This window comes from Pedobacter sp. Bi27 (assembly GCF_918698255.1).
In the GTDB taxonomy this organism is placed as follows: domain Bacteria; phylum Bacteroidota; class Bacteroidia; order Sphingobacteriales; family Sphingobacteriaceae; genus Pedobacter.
Window position 1 is genome coordinate 318,013 of record NZ_CAKKMW010000003.1, and the last position, 17,095, is coordinate 335,107.

The following is a 17,095-nucleotide window of genomic DNA, read 5'->3' on the forward strand; positions in this document are numbered from 1 at the left end:
AAATTAATCTTTGTAATTTTCGCACACTATTTAAATTCAATGAAGCTTAATATCCAACCAACCGTAATTTTTAGAACACCTAAATTTTCATATCAATCTGAACTGGTAGATTGTTGGGAGGAATTAAAAGCAGCAATTGCAATATCTTCTACAGTATTTTACGAAACCATAAAAGAAGTAAAGGCAAACGAACTAAAAGATCTTCCACCTAAAGTTTATTTTACCATATGGAAATATTTTAACCGTGCGAAATTCCGGTCGACCCCATATGGTACCTTTGCTGGTTTTAGTTTGTTGAGCAATGCCATTAAATCATCGGAAAGCAGAATAGTAGTTGAAGAAACCCAAAAGGTTCGCGAATTGGTTGATTGGCCTTATAAGAATAATATTCAATTGCCATTGGCAGAAGTGCTGCGAAAGAACTGCCTTATATTTAGTAACAGCAGTTATTATTTAACGCCCAACAGTATCCGGTATATAGCTTGTACCGATGGTGTTTTCGAACTTGCTGAGTTAGATCAAGACGATTTTGTAAAGCAAATATTGGCTGCTTGCTTAACACCGATTAGGCTTAACGATCTGGCAAAACAATTAAATTTAAATGATGCTGAAACCGAAAACCTTTTTGCTTTGCTGCAGGATATGCACGATTTACAGCTTGTTTTTACCAACTACGATCCCAATATCATAGGGGATGATTATTTTGAACGTTTAAGGCTCACTGCTACGGCTGAGTTACCAAAATATCTTATCGCTCAACGCACTGCTTTATCGGGTAGTATTAATGAACGTTTGCTTCAGGCTATTCCAGGTTTGATCAATATACTCCATGGTATGATGCCCGCAAAAGATCGTGATGCCCTTAGCCAGTTTCAGATCAGGTTTAAAAAGAAATTCGAAGATCAGGAAGTACCATTATTACTGGCACTAGATCCAGAAATGGGTGTAGGCTACGATGAACTGGAGCAAGCTGGTCAAAACAGCGAATTTATCGCACGCTTCAATACTAAGCCGCCGAAAAAAGCGGAGGCAGAAAATATTAAAACGGCATTAAAAACCTTCCTGACGGAACAAAGCTTCGAAAAAGGTAAAACTGTTTATCTGAACAAACTTACCTTGACACCGAATCAGAAATTGGCAGCCTTACCTAATTCACTTAGCATGGTAATGTCTGTTCATGACGATTTGATTTTTATCGAACAGATAGGTGGAGCAACATCAAATGCATTAAGCGGAAGATTTACAATGGCAGCCGATGATGTAACACAATATGCTAAAGATATTGCGGGCGCAGAACAACAGGCAAACCCTGAGGTTTTATTTTTTGATGTGGCCTATATGGTTGAGGCCAATGTAGATAATATAAACAGACGAAAACTGATTTATGGGCATCAATTATCAATCTTAAATTTTGATACCTCAGCATCGCCACTTGCCTTAAATGATATACAGATTTCAATTCGGGGCACAGAAATCATCCTTCGCTCTAAGCATTTAAATAAACGGCTCGTTCCAAGAATGGCTTCTGCGTACAACTACATCCGCTCAGATCTTTCAGTATTTAGGTTACTGTGCGATTTGCAACATCAAGGCTTACAAACAAATCTTTCCTTTTCACTTGATACTATTTTCCCTGATTTGGATTATTATCCAAGGTTACAATATCAAAATATAGTTTTAAACAGTAATAAATGGAGGATTAAAAAAGAAGTCCTTTTAGGTGCCGATCAAAAGTGGCTATCTGTCGCCAACTGTAGGTCATACTTGAGCAATTTAGGTGTTAGCGAATATTTTAAAGCAGGCATATCCGATCAAACATTATGCTTTGCACTACAAAACGACGATGATATAAATGCTTTTCTGCAATACCTGCAAAAACATGGGAGTACTTACATAGAAGAAATGCTACTGCCTCAAAACAGTATCGTGGTTGATGAAGCAGCTAAACCCTATTTAGCCCAGTTTGTTTTAAGTATAGGTCATGGCGAAAAGATTTATCATGGTGTGGCTAAAACATCCACAAATGCTGAAGTAACGCGATTTTTCCTGCCAGGTAAAGAATGGCTGTATTTCGAAATTTATTGCCACCAGCAACGCGGTGATCAGATTTTGACAGATGTAATTGCGCCGTTCATATCCACTCATACTGATCAGGTTAAATCGTGGTTTTTTATCCGCTACAATGAAAATGGAAACCACATCAGGTTTAGGGTTCAACTTAACAATCTAAGGGATGGGCAGCTGTTAACATCAAAACTTATGGATGAGCTGGAATTGTTTTTAAATTCAGGTTTGGTGTCTGATGTACAGATTAAAACCTATAAGCGAGAGTTAGAGCGTTATGGCAGCAACATGATCGAAGATGTTGAGCAGCATTTTGCTGTAGATAGTGAATTTGTATTATCGCTTTTAGAAACTCAGACTGATGATTTCAACAAATATAAATTGTGTAGTCTTTTAATTTCTAAGATTATCGAATCTAACATTATAGATAAGCTGGCCATCAATAAGATCCTGAGAATAATGTCTGATACCTTTAATGAGGAACATCGATTAGATGCTGCCGATTTTAAACAATTAAACAATCACTACCAGGAGTTTCGTAAAACAGAGTGGATGGCATTAACAACAGCGCAGGAGCAGGAGTTCGATAAGTTTTCAGATTCGTTCATCAAAATTCTTAAACAATGTGCTCCCGAAAATGCACTAAAGCTATTAACTGATTTAATGCATATGCATGTAAACAGACTTTTCAGCAAAGATCAGCGGACACATGAAATGGTTATGTATTATTTTCTGCTAAAAGATATCCAGCGCCAAAATGCAATGAAAGCTTAACGGTTTAACTTGGCTAAGGGGTTAACAACAGTTACATTTATTTCAGTAATATACCGGTTAAGCGGGTCTTTATAATACCTGAATACATAATCATTACCATAAAAATTACTCAGGCGCTTGCTAATATTGTCAATCCCTACATGATGGCTTTCTGTCTGTTTGCCCTTATTATCATTAATCATGTTTATGGTACTGATATTGAGGTTGTCATTTTGGTAAGCAATTTTAATAAGGGCCTGTTGAGTAGAGTGTGAAACATTTCCATGCTTAAATATGTTTTCTACCAAAGTTAATAAGATAAGCGGTGGAAATCTTAACCCGAACATATCGCCCGTTACCTCAAGTTCCAGATTAATTGTGTTAGCCGTTCGGAGTTTATGAAGATTGATCAAGTGTTCAATTTGCTCAATTTCTTCACTTAATGGAACCATCTCTGATGCTTCAGGACGTTTTAAGGCATAACGCATCATTTCGGCCAGATTCATAATTGCATCTGCAGCCATAGGTGCCTTTTTGCGGGCGTCGTTATAAATAAAGTTTAAAGTATTAAATAGAAAGTGTGGATTGATCTGACTCCGCAGATAATTATTCTGCGATTGCACGAGATCGTTCTCTAATGCCTGTTTCTCTATCTGGGTGACCAGGTTTTGGCGTTCCAATGCTTCTACTTTCTTCTGATCCTGAAATGATTTGATAATATAAACATAGCCAGTAGCATAACCTATAAATAATAATGCCCTGTATATACCTGATAATATAAAACTACGACCAATAAAGTCCCAATTTTCACTTTCTATTATCCCAATTTTTCCAAATAACATTACAAGTAAATAACTTACAATAATATAAGCTGTTAACATGAATAATATTAGTAACGATATTTTTAAGAATCTGAAGGCTCCATTCTTGTTATTTAACACTTTTTTTAACAAAAATGAATGAGAATAGAAAGCAGATATATTAGTGATATATATAAGCAGATAGATACCGGCCGGTCTAAATTGTTTAGAAGTGTAACCTAAAATAAATACTTCATATATGATGTAAATACTCCAGATAAGTAAATGAAGTTTATATTTTTTATATAATATTTTGAGGGTTGAAAAAGTCATTTTTTCGCTTTAAATCTATTGAAATAGGGTTTTTGTCTCCTAAAATTGGGGTTTTGTGTAAAAAAGTAGTTGTGGTTAATTTTACGCTGCATCTTTACAGAAATTAATAACAACAATAAATAACTATTAAATATATAATATCATGAAAGCACAACACACTACTAAACTTGCAAAAAAAACTGTTTTTGTTTATAAAAATGTTAAAGGTCAAAACAACTTTACTACTAACACTACAGGTGATCAAAGCCACACAGTAGTAATGACTAGCTGGATTGTAGACCTTTAGTTTATTGATTTCGATTAGATTTTAACAAACTGCTCTGTACATAGGCGAAGAAAGCTTCTTTATAACCTTCGCCAATTTGGATCATCTCGTTATTTACCAAACGGATTATATTTCCATCTACTTTTTTAATTGCCGCTTTAGCAACAATGTTCGATTTATTAACACGGATAAATGCGTGGTTTTCTAAGGCCTTTTCAATTTCCTTGAGTGTAAGGTAGGTAGTGTGGGTTTCAGATTTAGTAATAATCTGTATATAATTCTGTAGCGCTTTGATGTAAAGTATTTCATCAATGGCAATGTTAGAAAAGGCATATTTATGGTCGCCTTTAATATAAAGGGCAGCCACCTGATCGGCTTCTTTCGTAGTAACCTTGGTATTATTTGCTTCCTTTTTTAAAATCCTATCAATTCCTAGTGCAAATTTTGCAAAGGAAATAGGTTTTAATAAGTACTGATCTGATTGTACATCAAATGCCTGCAGGGCATAATCAGGATGTGCAGTAGTGAAAATCAAATATTTTGCTTTTTCTCTGATATTTTTAGCCAGTTCCAATCCATTGATTCCTGGCATATCAATATCCATAAACAATAAATCAATTTCGTCCTCAATACTGATCTCAGTAAGTGCTTGGACAGGGCTGGTAAAAGTTTTAAAAACTGTTAAACCAGGCATTTCTGCAATGTGGTCAGTTAACACTTCAATTGCATGTTGCTCGTCGTCTATAACAACGCATTTTAGATTCATGAGTATAAATATGTATGTTTTATTTGATTTGACTGCAAGTTAAATAAAAATGAATTGAATTAACAAATGCACCAAAAAAACTTATTCCAGGTTTCGTGTAAAAAAACGTAGGTTTCGTGTAATATTCTGGGTGGTTGATGTAAAAAAATTATCCAGACCCCTTCTTTTTATAATCTTTATACTGTTTGCCAAAAACAAAATAATTAGCAGTGAAAACTACTAATTGTGAAAAACATCTGCCTGCCCAATCTTGTGTAGCCTGTAGATAATAAAATTAAAAACAGGCCATACAATACTGGGTTAAAGATTTATTAAAAACCAAAAAACAAAAATACCGAAAGCAAAAGAAACATTCCCCTACATCTACCAAGCCTCCACATGAAACACAACGAATACGAGTATTTACTTAATAAAATCTACTACAAGGGGATTCTAAAAAATCAAGGAATCAACGCAGATATGTACCAGAGAATGCAAAATGAATATAGCAATCTTGATGGACAAAACCTTGTTAAGGGCCAATTGGATGGCGAATACGCATTCAGAAAATCTTTTCTGGTTGTACGTAATTATGTTCAGCAGGCGATAAAAGATGGTATGAAAAATTTTCAGTTTACCATGCGTGCTACTGATATCAATAAATTGACTTATATGATCGATATGTTGAACAGAAATTTTTTTGATAAACAAAGTTTGGATCAAATTATTATCACTGCAAACTCGGTATTTAACCAATACAATTTAAAAAACTAACTACCTATAATAGATAACATCATGGAATTGAAAGACGAAATCGGGCAGTTTGCCGTAAGAATTAAGAAAATGCTTCCACAAGTTCAATCTGAGGATTTAACCAGGAATGCGTTAGTTATGCCTTTTATCCAAATTTTAGGATTTGATCCTTCTGAGGTTCAATCTGAAGCTGTTCTAGACTTCGGGGTTAAAAAAAGTAAAAAAGTTGATTATACCATTATGAAAGATGGCGAGCCAACAATTTTGGTGGAATGTAAACATCATGCTGAAAATTTAGATATCCATGATTCACGTTTATCTAAATATTTCCGTAAAACAAAAGCTAAATATGGTTTATTAACCAATGGTTTGGTATACCGCTTTTATACAGAGAAAATGGTGAGATCAAAGAAAAATCAAGAGCCATTGTTCGAATTTAAAATAACCGATACTAAAGCGGCCACGATTGCCAAAATGATCGAAGATCATAAAGATTACTTCAATGTAGATCAAAAGCAGGCACCAATAGCAAGCTAAACAATATTAATTTTAATCTAAGAGTTCCCGAAAATTCTTGCCTAAAAGTTCCGATCTAGTCGGGACTTTTTTTGTGGACTTGGCCTAAAAACAAAAGGGCGAAATCTAATCGATTTCGCCCTTTAAACTATAACAGGATTTCCTGATTAAATTAATTCTACACTTCTGCTTACAAAAGCTGTTAATTCTGCACCAGTTAACATACCCTGTGCTAAAAGTGCTAAATCTACCGCTTGTTTAGCCAGGTTGCGCTGCTCTTCTCCTTCAGTTTTTAAAATTTTACTTACCAATTTATGGTTTCCATTAATGGCAACCTTATAGTTGTCTGGCATCTGGCCATAAAAGCCCATTCCACCACCCATTGCAGCCATGTCTTTCATTCTGCGCATAAATTCATCCATGGTAATGGTAACTGGTAATTCTTCAGGGTGTAAAGCCACAATTTCTACATGCATACCTGGTTTGGTAATGGCTTTTTCAAAAATAGCAGTTACTTCTTTTACCTGTTCTTCGGTTAAAACATGCTCGTTCTGCTCATCTTTCTCGATTAACTTATCTGCAACACTCGAGTCAACACGTTTGATTGATGTTTTCTCTAGTTTTTGCTCCAATTGATTAATAAAGTGATTGTCGATCGGCGAATCCAATACTAAAACATCGTAATCTTTTTTATTGGCCGATTGGATAAATGCATCTTGTTTAGCAGCATCATTGGTATATAAATAAACCACTGTGCCGTTTTTATCGGTCTGTAATGCGGTTACCTTCTCCTTATACTCAGGAAGTGTGAAAAGCTCATTTTTAGTGTTTCCAACTAAAGCAAAATCTTTGGCTTTATCATAAAACTTCTCTTCACTGATCATCCCGTATTTTACAAAAAGACCAATATCTTTCCATTTATCTTCGTAAGCTTTACGGTCTTTAGCAAATAACTCCCCTAATTTATCAGCAACCTTTTTAGTAATATAGTTATTGATCTTTTTAACGTTGCTGTCGGCCTGTAAGAAACTACGCGATACATTTAACGGAATATCCGGAGAGTCGATTACACCGTGCAATAACATCAAAAACTCAGGAACAATATCTTTAACCTCATCGGTAATAAATACCTGGCGGGAGTACAATTTAATTTTGTTGCGCTGCATTTCGAAATCGTTTTTCAATTTAGGGAAATACAATACGCCTGTTAAATTAAAAGGATAATCAACATTTAAGTGGATCCAGAATAATGGTTCTTCACTAAATGGATATAATTCGCGGTAAAAGCTTAAATAATCCTCGTCTGACAAATCTGCAGGAGCTTTTGTCCAGATCGGGTTGGTGGTGTTGATAATGTTATCAACTTCAACATCATTATACTTCGTTTTACCTTCTTCATCTACGCCATCTTCAACCGATTCTGTTTTAGTACCAAACTTAATTGGAACCGGTAAAAATTTAGCGTATTTATCAAGAATTTCCTGCAGTTTACTTTCTTCTAAAAACTCTTCCGAATCTTTGTTTACATGGAGGATAATATCGGTACCACGTGTAGTTTTAGTGCCTTCAGTAATTTCAAATTCTGTACTGCCATCGCAAACCCAACGTGCAGGTTCAGCGCCATCCTGGTATGATAAAGTTTGAATCTCAACTAAATCGGCAACCATAAAGGCCGAGTAGAAACCTAAACCGAATTTACCGATGATTTCATTGGCATCTTTAGCATCTTTAAATTTCTCTACAAACTCACTTGCGCCAGAAAATGCAACCTGGTTAATGTATTTTTTAATCTCTTCGGCAGTCATCCCCAAACCGTTATCACTAATGGTAATGGTTTTTGCGTCCTTATCAACCGCAACTTGCACCAGTGGTTGACCAACTTCGCCATTAAACTGACCTAATGAACCTAGTCTTTTAATTTTCTGGACTGCATCTACTGCGTTAGAAACCAACTCACGAAGAAAAATTTCGTTATCAGAGTATAAAAACTTCTTAATTATCGGGAAAATATTCTCGGTATGTATGGAGATATTTCCTTTTTCTTGTATGCTCATATGTAAATAAATTGTTTAATCTATATCCTGCATAACAAGGGTTGTTCCAAAAGAATTTGTTTGCCAAAATGACAGCCGCGCGAGTCGTCATTGCGAAGCCAATTTCTGATTCCATAGTCTTTGTCTCACGGGCCACTAGTTGTTTTTATTATTGCACCAGTTAAATAATGATTCGGAAAGCAAAGCCAGTATTTCAATCAATGTTAGTCCCGCTGTACCTGCTGCCCCGATGAAAACCGGTGAAACAAACAGGCACACAATAGCATAATAAAAAAGCAGTGTTTAATCGGGGGCATTCGTGCCATCGGGTTTAGATCAGATCGGGCTGTGCCAGTAGGAGGGGTTTCCACTCATAGCGCCTATTCCGCGCCTTTGTTTGATTCCGTGGTCTGTGTCTCCACAGACCACTATCGGAAGTTGGACAATTATGCCTCTTCTCCGTAAGCCAGCTCAAGATCAATAAACTGAATAATCAGTGCGCAAATATTGCCATCAATGTCAAAACCATAATAAACAGGGTAGGTACCATCACCAAAGCCACTTTGAAAAAATGGGATATGATATTTAGTTCTGGGTATTGTCCAGTTGATCCAATCGCCTTCTTCACGTTGGTAGTCAGGGTTTTCAGCATAATTACCTGCAAAAAGTGCAGCGAAGTAATCATCATACAGATTTTTACCGGGATTCTCCTTATTAAACGTGTCTTGAAATGCACAGAAATGGTTTAACGTTTCTTTATCCAGTACACAAGCTAGTCCTGCATCCACATTAAAACCAAAAAATTCTCCTTCGTTAAAATCAACAAGGTCTTCTGTGCCTATTAGTGCCTCTTCAAAGCGTATAGCATCATAAGCTGTAAATTGCACTTTGACGGCAGCATATCTGGCACAATCTTCACCATCGGGAACAACTACAGCTGCAGTTACCGGAAATTCGCCTCTAGGGACCTTAATTAAATACGGTTCAGCATCTTTTTGAACATATACAAGTGGATCTCTGACCAGTATTTCTCCTGTTGGAATAGAAACACTTCCCAGTTCTAGGTGATCTATTTTTTTACCAGCTACTGAGGTTTCCTCAAAATAATCATTCAAATTGTTGGGGCAGGCTAATAAAGCACGTTTCTCGTTCCAGGTTTTTAACCATTCATTGCTTGGTATCATGGTATTTAAAATTTGTTCGCTAGGAAGATAAATTTTATTCTTTTAAATAAAAAAGCCAAGACGATTTGAAAATCCTCTTGGCTAAATATTTTAATGTTGGATTAACTTAATTTAAAAGAAAACTTGGTTTATCTTCTTCCAGTGAAAGAATTTTACTGATCTTTTTAAGCAATACATCCATTTGGAATGGTTTTGACAAGAAATCGTCCTGACCGTAGTTTAAGGTTGTAAAATCTTTTGGATCGTATAAACCAGAAATCAGTAAAATTGGAATTTTCGAGGTACTTTCAATTGATTTTAACTGCTCGCAGAGCACACGCCCATCGATATGCCCAAGAGAAATATCCAGTAAGATTAAATCAGGGCTAAATTTTTCGATTCTGTTAAAAATTTCTTCACCATCATTTAGTGCCGAAACTTTAAATCCTCCGATTTCCAGTATTAATTGTATGGTTTCTAAAACCTCAATATCATCGTCTACTACCAGTATTCTCTTCATATGTGTTAGCATTTATATGCCGCTAAAAATATAACAAAAGTTTATGTTGTTATGTTTACAATCTTAAGGATATTTTAACAATAAATTTATAGTAGATAAGAATTAGACATCGATTTTAACTCGCTTGTTGTACGATGCCTTCTTTATTTAAGATAAAATTAAATAACTCTTCAATGGGCTTCTGTAGTATTTTCCCAGGCTCAATGCCATTTTCTAATAACACCGAAATTAATGTTTCCTGATAATAATAAGCTATGGAACCTACAAAATGGCATGGAACGTTTTTATGTTTTGGATAATCTTTAACATTCGTATCTACGAATTCCTGAAAGCCAGTTCTTAAAATATCCTGAATAAATGGATGGTCTGTATGGCTGGCCATGAAACGGCTAAAACCTGCTAAATAGATGTTAGGGAAAGGTTTTTGATATACGTTGGTAATAATTTGTTCCTTTTCTGCTGGGAAAGATTTTTTAAATTCTGCCGCTAAGTTGGATGGCATTTTATTGTACATGTAGCTTAAAAGCACTTTTTTTCCAAAGAAAGTACCGGAACCTTCATCGCCAAGTACATAACCTAAGCCATGGTGGCCATCATGGATTTTCTTTCCATCGAAATAACAAATGTTCGATCCGGTGCCCAAAATACAGTTTAAGCCTTCGGCATTTCCGCAGGTAGCATATACCGAACCCAGAAGATCGTGATCTACTGAAATAAAAGCATTATCAAACACAGCTGATAAGCCATTTGAGACTACTTCATGTTTGTCTGGTGAAGAACAACCCGCTCCAAAAAAGTAGATTTCTTTCACCTCACTCGCATATTGTAATAAGGGTTCATTTTTAGAAATCAGCTTGGTAATTTCTTGCTCACTTAAGAAATAAGGGTTTATTCCAGGAGTGCTAAATTTAATGGTTTCGCCATTATGATAGCCCATCCAATCGGTTTTTGATGAGCCACTATCTGCAACAAGTATCATGGGACTAAATATAAAAATTAATTAGATAAATTTATATTTCCACTGATTTCTTTCAGTGTTGTTTCGGCAATTTTGGCTTGATATTGCATTTCGATGAAACGGTTCTGTGCATCTATCGCATTTCGTTGTGCTTCTCTTAACTCTAAAGGGGCTATGCTGCCTAAACGGTATTTTGCTAAAGTAATATCTAAGTTTTCTTTTGCAATATCTACATTTCGTTGCTCTAATTTAATCAGATCAAGGTAAGTGCTGTAATTTTGATAAGCGGTAAGCAACTGCGCGTTTACATCAAGTTTGGTTTTGTTTAAATTCAGGATAGAATTGTCGATCTCGATCTTTGCATTGCGTTCTTGCTGGCGTTGTAAAAAGCCGTTAAATAAGTTAAGGCTTGCCGTAACACCATAAGTAAGTCCGTTTGCAGCAAACTTTTGGTTAAAACCCGTCGGGCTGGTGCTGTTTGCCCTGCTGTATCCAGAGTTTAAACTGATAGATGGATATCTTGCCCCACGTACCGATTTTAAGGTCAAGGAAGCTATCCGCTGATTGATGAAGGCGTTTTGTACATTCGGGTTCTGCTGCTCGGCCATTTCGGCCATTTTGCTAAAGAGGATACCTTTGTCTACATCAATGTTATTAACAACAGAAAACGAAGTGCCTATATCTCTAACCATCAATTGGTTTAATCGAACTTTAGCTACCTGTAAGGCATTTTTCGTCTGTAGGTAATTTGAGGTATCGGTATTATAATCAACCTGTGCGGTTAATACATCCAGTTTAGAACCGCGGCCAAGCTGCAGTTTTGTTTTGGCAATATTGGTGCGTAATACTGAAACATCCATAGCACTATCAGCTGCTATAACCAATTGCTGCTGTCTTACAATATCATAATAGGCTGTAATTACATCCGCTACAGTAGTTAAAATGGTTAGGCGTGCGTTTAATTCACCTTGTTTTTGCAGTTCTTTTAAGCGATCGTAATTGGCGAACATGCTAAAACCATCAAAAATGGTCCAGTTTAAATCGGCTCCATAACTGTTATTAGTACTTTTTGCTCCTGTAATTACCCGATCAGGACCAGTTGCAGGGGTTTGTCTGGTGTTCTGGATACTTCCACCATTGGTATAACTTCCGGTTAAATTGGGCAACATACCAGCATTGCCGATATTGGCATTGTTCTTTGCTATATCGACCTGGTTTTTATTGATTTTAATGTCGTAATTATTCTGTAAAGCAATGGTAATGGCTTCCTGCAGGCTCAGCTGCTCTTGTGCAAAGCCCGAAAGGGATAAGCTTAGTAGTAGGGTAAATATTTTTAATTTCTTGCTCATCTTATTCTTCTATGTGTAAAGCTTCTTGTTCAAAACGATGGGCTTCTTTCAATTCTTTATTCGGTTTGTATGGTTTAGCCCAATAAGAGTAAATAGCAGGGATTACAAATAAGGTTAAAACCAAAGAGAATAAGGTACCACCAACAATTACGGTTCCCATACTCATTCTACTTTTTGCAGCAGCTCCTAAAGCCAATGCAATAGGCAGTGCACCAATGGCAATGGCCAAACTTGTCATTAAAATTGGACGCAAACGCGAAACAGCAGCCTCCCGTATGGCTTCGGGGATTGGAATGCCTTTTTCTTTTAACTGGTTAGCAAATTCAACAATTAAAATACCATTTTTAGTTACCAGACCAATAAGCATAATGGTCCCGATCTGGCTAAAGATATTCCAGCTTTGGCCACATAACCATAGCGATAAAAATGCACCCGCAACGGCCATAGGTACGGTTAAAATGATAATAATCGGATCTTTAAAGCTCTCAAACTGTGCCGAAAGAATTAAATAAACGAGTAACAGTGCCAAACCGAATGCAAAGAAGGTATTTGAAGAACTTTCTTTAAAATCCCGCGATTCTCCACTTAAATCAGTAGAGAAAGTTTCATCCAATACTTTTTTAGAAATGGCATCCATGGCATCAATACCTTCACCAATACTTTTTCCGGGTGCTAACCCTGCCGAAACAGTTGCTGCGATAAAACGGTTGTTCCTGTACAGTTGTGGTGGACTACTTTCTTCTTTAGCAGTAACTACATTGTCGAGCTGAACCAATTCGCCCTTATCATTACGTACATAAACCGAGCTCAAATCTAATGGATCTTTCCGGTCTCCACGATCGAACTGGCCAATTACCTGATATTGTTTTCCATTCATAAAGAAATATGAAAACCTTTGGCCACTTAAACCTAAATTTAAGGTTTGGGCAATAGCAGATATGGAAACGCCTAAATTTTTGGCTTTATCCCTATCGATGGTTAAATTAATTTCTGGCTTGTTAAATTTTAGGTTCACATCCGAAACGGTGAATGTTGGATCTTTCGATACCGCATCCATAAACAAAGGGATTTTCTCCCTTAATTTTTCGAAATTTTGTGCCTGGATGATATAACTGATCGGTAAACCCCCACGGCGACCAACGGAGATGGTAGGTTGCTGATTTACAATGGTTTTACCCTCAGTGTATTTCTTTGTAATGCGGGTAAGCATATCGGCAATGTCTTTTTGCGAACGCTTACGATCTTCGGGATCAGTTAAACCCATCCTTACAAAACCAGAGTTTACCGAGCCTGAACCACCAAAACCTGGCGAGGTAATGGTTATGTTCACATTTTTTTCAGGTACAGAATCCAGAACCAATTGGTTCAATTTCATAATAAACTTATCGGTATAGGTAAAAGATGCACCCTCTGGAGTAGTCGCATTAATGTTTATCGCACTTCTATCATCATATGGAGCGGTTTCTTTTGGTAAAATCTTCCAGAATAAGAAAATTAAGCCCATACAAACCAAAATGATTGGAACGGATAGCCATCTTTTATCCAAAAATTTATTCAGGTTCGATTCGTAGGCATCATTTAATTTTACAAAATAGGGTTCGGTCCAATTGTAAAACCTGGATGGTTTATGTCCGCCTTTTTTCATCAGGTAGGCATTTAACATTGGTGTTAAAGTAAGCGATACAAAGGCCGAGACGAGTACTGCTGCACCGATTACCACCCCGAACTCTCTAAACAAGCGGCCAACAAACCCCTGTAAGAAAATTACCGGTAAGAATACGGCTGCAAGGGTAATGGAGATCGAAATTACGGCAAAAAAGATTTCATTTGATCCTTTAATAGCTGCCTCGAAAGGCGACATCCCTTCTTCTACCTTTTTAAAGATATTTTCGGTAACCACAATACCATCATCTACCACCAATCCCGTAGCGAGTACAATGGCCAGCAAACTCAATACGTTGATTGAAAATCCGAAGGCGTACATAATAAAGAAAGTGAAAATCAACGATACCGGAATATCGATCAATGGTCTGAAAGCAATAGCCCAATCTCTAAAGAAAAGGTAAATGATCAAGATTACCAGCACCAATGATAAACCAATGGTCTCGGCAACTTCAGTTACCGATCGTTTGATGAATAGTGTATTGTCTAATGCAACTTTCAGCTTAATGTCTTGAGGGATATCGGCTTTTAGCTTATCAAAACGCTTGTAAAACTCTTTACTGATATCAAGATAATTGGCTCCTGGCTGAGGGATAATGGCTATGGCCACCATCGGTCTGCCCGATTCGCGTAAAATGGTTTCTTCGTTTTCAGGCCCTAAAACTGCATAACCTACATCTTTTAATTTGATTACCTGGTTGCTATCTGTTTTCAGGATCAAGTTGTTAAACTCGCTTTCGTTAGTCAGTTTTCCTAAAGTTTTAACCGTTAGCTCGGTAGTAGCTCCGGTAATTTTTCCTGATGGAAGCTCTACGTTTTCATTATCTAAAGCGGTAACAATATCTTGTGAAGTTAAACCGTAAGCACTTAGTTTATTCGGGTCCATCCAAATACGCATGGCGTATTTCCGTTGCCCCTGGATCTGTACGCTACTTACACCCGGAATGGTTTGGATACGATCAGCGATTACGTTTTCAGCGAAATCACTTAACTCCAGTGTATTGCGTTTATCGCTCTGGATCGTCATCGATAAAATCGGGTCAGAATTTGCATCGGCCTTACTTACTACCGGTAAACCGTCAATATCTTTTGGTAAGGTACGGGCCGCCTGCGATACCTTGTCACGTACATCATTTGCGGCTTCTTCTATATTTTTATCGAGGTTAAACTCTATGGTAATATTGCTTGTTCCCTGGTTGCTTGATGAAGAAATATTTCGGATGCCATCAATTGAGTTGATCGATTTTTCTAAAGGTTCGGTAATTTGCGATTCGATAATATCTGAGTTGGCACCAGGATAGGAAGTCCTTACCGAAACCACCGTTGGGTCGATAGATGGGTACTCGCGCACACCTAAAAAGGTATAGCCGATTATCCCGAAAAGGACAATCAATAAGTTCATCACAATGGCCAAAACCGGCCTTTTTATACTCGTGGTTGAAATACTCATTATTGATTGTATTTATTTTTTTTATGCTCGTTGTTCATTCTAAAACAATATATTTTGGCTTCTTTTGGTAAACCGGTGTTAGCTACAGTTAGCCTGTTTTGTACCTCAATAGTCGCACTATCTATATTTTTATCCATGTTAAATTCAACGATAATGTTGCCAGCACCTTTTTGGGATGAAGTTAATATTTTATGGATATTGCTGATTTTTGAAATTTCTTTTTGCAAAGGGTCTAAAATTTTCATTACTGTAGCCGAATCTGCCTCAGCATACGATACATGTACCTGCATCACTGCACGCTCTTTAGGGCTTTGCTTACAGCTAACCAGGCCAAAAACCATATTTGCGACGGCAATAAAGGCTACTTTTTTGATACCCGTGGTTGAGATACTCATAATTGTTTAACTAAATGAACTTTTACCGGGGCATCTTTCTTTAATGCCATCGATCCGGTTGTCAAAACCGTATCGCCAGCTTTTAATCCTGAGGTAATTACAATATTTTCATCGGTACGTGTACCTGCTTCTACTTTAACCTCTTGTGCTTTTCCATCTTTTTGGATATAAACAATCTTACCTTTTAAAACAGGAATAACTGCTTCGTTAGGGATAAGAATAGCATTTTGAAGGGTGTTTAAAGCCAGTTTAATTTTGGCGAACGAGCCGGGTAATAACAGATTATCGGCATTTGGAGCCAGAGCCCTGATCTGTAATGTTCTGGTTGCAGCGTTAATTCCAGGTTCAATGGCATAAACCTTTCCTTTGTTTTCTTTAGGAGAACCATCAGTAGTAAAGGTAATTTCCGAATTCAGTTTAATCTGTCCGGCATATTTTTCAGGAACAGAAAATGTAATTTTAACCGGGTTCGTGCTTACCAAATTGGCAATTACGGTGGCTGGTGTTAAATATGTTCCTGCAGAAATATTACGTAAACCCACTCTGCCAGTAAAAGGTGCACGGATAGTCGTTTTTGCCAGTTGTGCCCTAATTAATTGTGCCTGCGCCTGTAACGATTTTAAATCGGCTAGTGCTGTATCATATTCTTCCTGACTGATTGCACCTTTGGCCAAAAGCTGTTTTGCCCGGTTTTCATTTGTTCCGGAAAGTTTTTGTTTGGTTAGTGCATCCTGCAATTGGGCCTGTATATCTCTGTCGTTTACTTTAACCAGTACACTTCCTTTCGATACCGTTGTACCTTCTTGAAAATAGATACCGGTAACCAATCCTGATACTTCACTTTTTAATACAACAGATTCGTTTGCATCAATGGCACCGGTTACCTCCAGGTCATTATCAAAGGATACCGGCTTTACGATGATCCCATCAACTACCAATGGTGCAGAAGCGCCCCCTTTACCACCAGCTTTACCTTTTCCTGCCCCGGCAGATGGCCCGCCTTTCCCTTCGAGTTTTTTATTTGCGTTAATTCTGTAATAGACCAAATAAGCCAAGCCTATAGCTAAAACAGCATAGATAATATACCTTTTCTTCATGTTTCTTTTTGTGTCGTGCGTATTCCGAACATTAAAATAAGATTAATATTCTAGAATTAGAGCGTAAAAATATTCAAATAGTTTAGTCCTAAATTTGTTGTATTAAGGATGTTACAGCCTTTCGGTTTGGAGTTGGCAGTTTTCAGTTTGGAGTAAATCTGGCTGAGAATACAATATAATGAGCCTTTATATCCCTAAACTAAGTTAGAGAAGAGAAAGTCAATTGATTTCTAGGGTTA

At 36.9% G+C, this 17,095-nt stretch carries 14 protein-coding genes; 4 read left to right on the forward strand and 10 right to left on the reverse strand.

The genetic code is table 11. The annotated features are described in order from the left end of the window. Nucleotides 1–39 precede the first annotated feature (39 nt). Entirely contained in the window at nt 40–2,838 is a 2,799-nt protein-coding gene (locus LQ227_RS11465) for a lantibiotic dehydratase (RefSeq protein ID WP_230149418.1), read from the forward strand. Here the strand turns inward: LQ227_RS11465 and LQ227_RS11470 are convergent. Then, nucleotides 2,835–3,698 (reverse strand): sensor histidine kinase, encoded by an 864-nt coding sequence (locus LQ227_RS11470; protein ID WP_230144488.1) that lies wholly within the window; start codon nt 3,696–3,698, stop codon nt 2,835–2,837. The two genes, LQ227_RS11465 and LQ227_RS11470, sit on opposite strands and share 4 nt — an antisense overlap. A gap of 394 nt (nt 3,699–4,092) precedes the next feature. Between LQ227_RS11470 and LQ227_RS11475 the strand changes: the two genes are divergently transcribed. Beyond that, on the forward strand, nt 4,093–4,236 hold the full coding sequence (locus LQ227_RS11475) for a hypothetical protein (RefSeq protein ID WP_230144489.1): 144 nt from the start codon (nt 4,093–4,095) through the stop codon (nt 4,234–4,236). A 1-nt stretch (nt 4,237) separates the two neighbouring features. On the opposite strand, the gene LQ227_RS11480 is transcribed toward LQ227_RS11475, so the two are convergent. Beyond that, entirely contained in the window at nt 4,238–4,981 is a 744-nt protein-coding gene (locus LQ227_RS11480) for a LytTR family DNA-binding domain-containing protein (protein WP_108198032.1), read from the reverse strand. 378 nt (nt 4,982–5,359) lie between these two features. On the opposite strand from LQ227_RS11480, the gene LQ227_RS11485 reads away from it, so the two are divergent. Together LQ227_RS11485 and LQ227_RS11490 are read left to right on the forward strand one after the other, a co-directional pair. Continuing rightward, a complete protein-coding gene (locus LQ227_RS11485; RefSeq protein ID WP_215130574.1) occupies nt 5,360–5,734 on the forward strand; it encodes a hypothetical protein in 375 nt (124 codons plus the stop codon). A 21-nt stretch (nt 5,735–5,755) separates the two neighbouring features. Further along, entirely contained in the window at nt 5,756–6,250 is a 495-nt protein-coding gene (locus tag LQ227_RS11490; RefSeq protein ID WP_057933126.1) for a type I restriction enzyme HsdR N-terminal domain-containing protein, read from the forward strand. Nucleotides 6,251–6,396: 146 nt separating this feature from the next. On the opposite strand, the gene htpG is transcribed toward LQ227_RS11490, so the two are convergent. The 8 genes from htpG to LQ227_RS11530 all read right to left on the reverse strand — a co-directional run bounded on the left by htpG (nt 6,397) and on the right by LQ227_RS11530 (nt 16,856). Beyond that, the gene (htpG, locus tag LQ227_RS11495) at nt 6,397–8,283 is read right to left on the reverse strand and encodes a molecular chaperone HtpG (RefSeq protein ID WP_230149420.1); all 1,887 of its coding nucleotides are present in this window, start codon (nt 8,281–8,283) and stop codon (nt 6,397–6,399) included. A gap of 425 nt (nt 8,284–8,708) precedes the next feature. After that, nucleotides 8,709–9,446, reverse strand: coding sequence for a DUF4241 domain-containing protein (locus tag LQ227_RS11500; protein WP_230144491.1), 738 nt, complete (start codon nt 9,444–9,446; stop codon nt 8,709–8,711). 106 nt (nt 9,447–9,552) lie between these two features. Continuing rightward, nucleotides 9,553–9,945, reverse strand: a complete 393-nt coding sequence (locus tag LQ227_RS11505; RefSeq protein WP_230144492.1) for a PleD family two-component system response regulator — start codon at nt 9,943–9,945, stop codon at nt 9,553–9,555. A gap of 115 nt (nt 9,946–10,060) precedes the next feature. Continuing rightward, nucleotides 10,061–10,924, reverse strand: a complete 864-nt coding sequence (locus LQ227_RS11510; protein WP_230149421.1) for an N-acetylglucosamine kinase — start codon at nt 10,922–10,924, stop codon at nt 10,061–10,063. Between the two features lie 17 nt (nt 10,925–10,941). Further along, a complete protein-coding gene (locus tag LQ227_RS11515) occupies nt 10,942–12,252 on the reverse strand; it encodes a TolC family protein (protein WP_230149422.1) in 1,311 nt (436 codons plus the stop codon). A gap of 1 nt (nt 12,253) precedes the next feature. Next, nucleotides 12,254–15,364, reverse strand: coding sequence for an efflux RND transporter permease subunit (locus tag LQ227_RS11520; RefSeq protein WP_230144495.1), 3,111 nt, complete (start codon nt 15,362–15,364; stop codon nt 12,254–12,256). Beyond that, nucleotides 15,364–15,759: an efflux RND transporter permease subunit gene (locus LQ227_RS11525; protein ID WP_230149423.1), complete on the reverse strand. Its 396-nt coding sequence runs from the start codon at nt 15,757–15,759 to the stop codon at nt 15,364–15,366. The genes LQ227_RS11520 and LQ227_RS11525 overlap by 1 nt, the downstream gene beginning before the upstream one ends. After that, nucleotides 15,756–16,856 (reverse strand): efflux RND transporter periplasmic adaptor subunit, encoded by a 1,101-nt coding sequence (locus tag LQ227_RS11530; protein WP_230144497.1) that lies wholly within the window; start codon nt 16,854–16,856, stop codon nt 15,756–15,758. The genes LQ227_RS11525 and LQ227_RS11530 overlap by 4 nt, the downstream gene beginning before the upstream one ends. Nucleotides 16,857–17,095: the final 239 nt, after the last annotated feature.

Coding starts and splice junctions, on each gene's coding strand:
- LQ227_RS11500 (WP_230144491.1), bottom strand. CDS start 9,446: ATGATACCAAGCAATGAATGGTTAAAAACCTGGAACGAGAAACGTGCT.
- LQ227_RS11475 (WP_230144489.1), top strand. CDS start 4,093: ATGAAAGCACAACACACTACTAAACTTGCAAAAAAAACTGTTTTTGTT.
- LQ227_RS11470 (WP_230144488.1), bottom strand. CDS start 3,698: ATGTTAACAGCTTATATTATTGTAAGTTATTTACTTGTAATGTTATTT.
- LQ227_RS11525 (WP_230149423.1), bottom strand. CDS start 15,759: ATGAGTATCTCAACCACGGGTATCAAAAAAGTAGCCTTTATTGCCGTC.
- LQ227_RS11520 (WP_230144495.1), bottom strand. CDS start 15,364: ATGAGTATTTCAACCACGAGTATAAAAAGGCCGGTTTTGGCCATTGTG.
- LQ227_RS11465 (WP_230149418.1), top strand. CDS start 40: ATGAAGCTTAATATCCAACCAACCGTAATTTTTAGAACACCTAAATTT.
- LQ227_RS11490 (WP_057933126.1), top strand. CDS start 5,756: ATGGAATTGAAAGACGAAATCGGGCAGTTTGCCGTAAGAATTAAGAAA.
- LQ227_RS11530 (WP_230144497.1), bottom strand. CDS start 16,856: ATGAAGAAAAGGTATATTATCTATGCTGTTTTAGCTATAGGCTTGGCT.
- LQ227_RS11510 (WP_230149421.1), bottom strand. CDS start 10,924: ATGATACTTGTTGCAGATAGTGGCTCATCAAAAACCGATTGGATGGGC.
- LQ227_RS11480 (WP_108198032.1), bottom strand. CDS start 4,981: ATGAATCTAAAATGCGTTGTTATAGACGACGAGCAACATGCAATTGAA.
- LQ227_RS11515 (WP_230149422.1), bottom strand. CDS start 12,252: ATGAGCAAGAAATTAAAAATATTTACCCTACTACTAAGCTTATCCCTT.
- LQ227_RS11505 (WP_230144492.1), bottom strand. CDS start 9,945: ATGAAGAGAATACTGGTAGTAGACGATGATATTGAGGTTTTAGAAACC.
- LQ227_RS11485 (WP_215130574.1), top strand. CDS start 5,360: ATGAAACACAACGAATACGAGTATTTACTTAATAAAATCTACTACAAG.
- htpG (WP_230149420.1), bottom strand. CDS start 8,283: ATGAGCATACAAGAAAAAGGAAATATCTCCATACATACCGAGAATATT.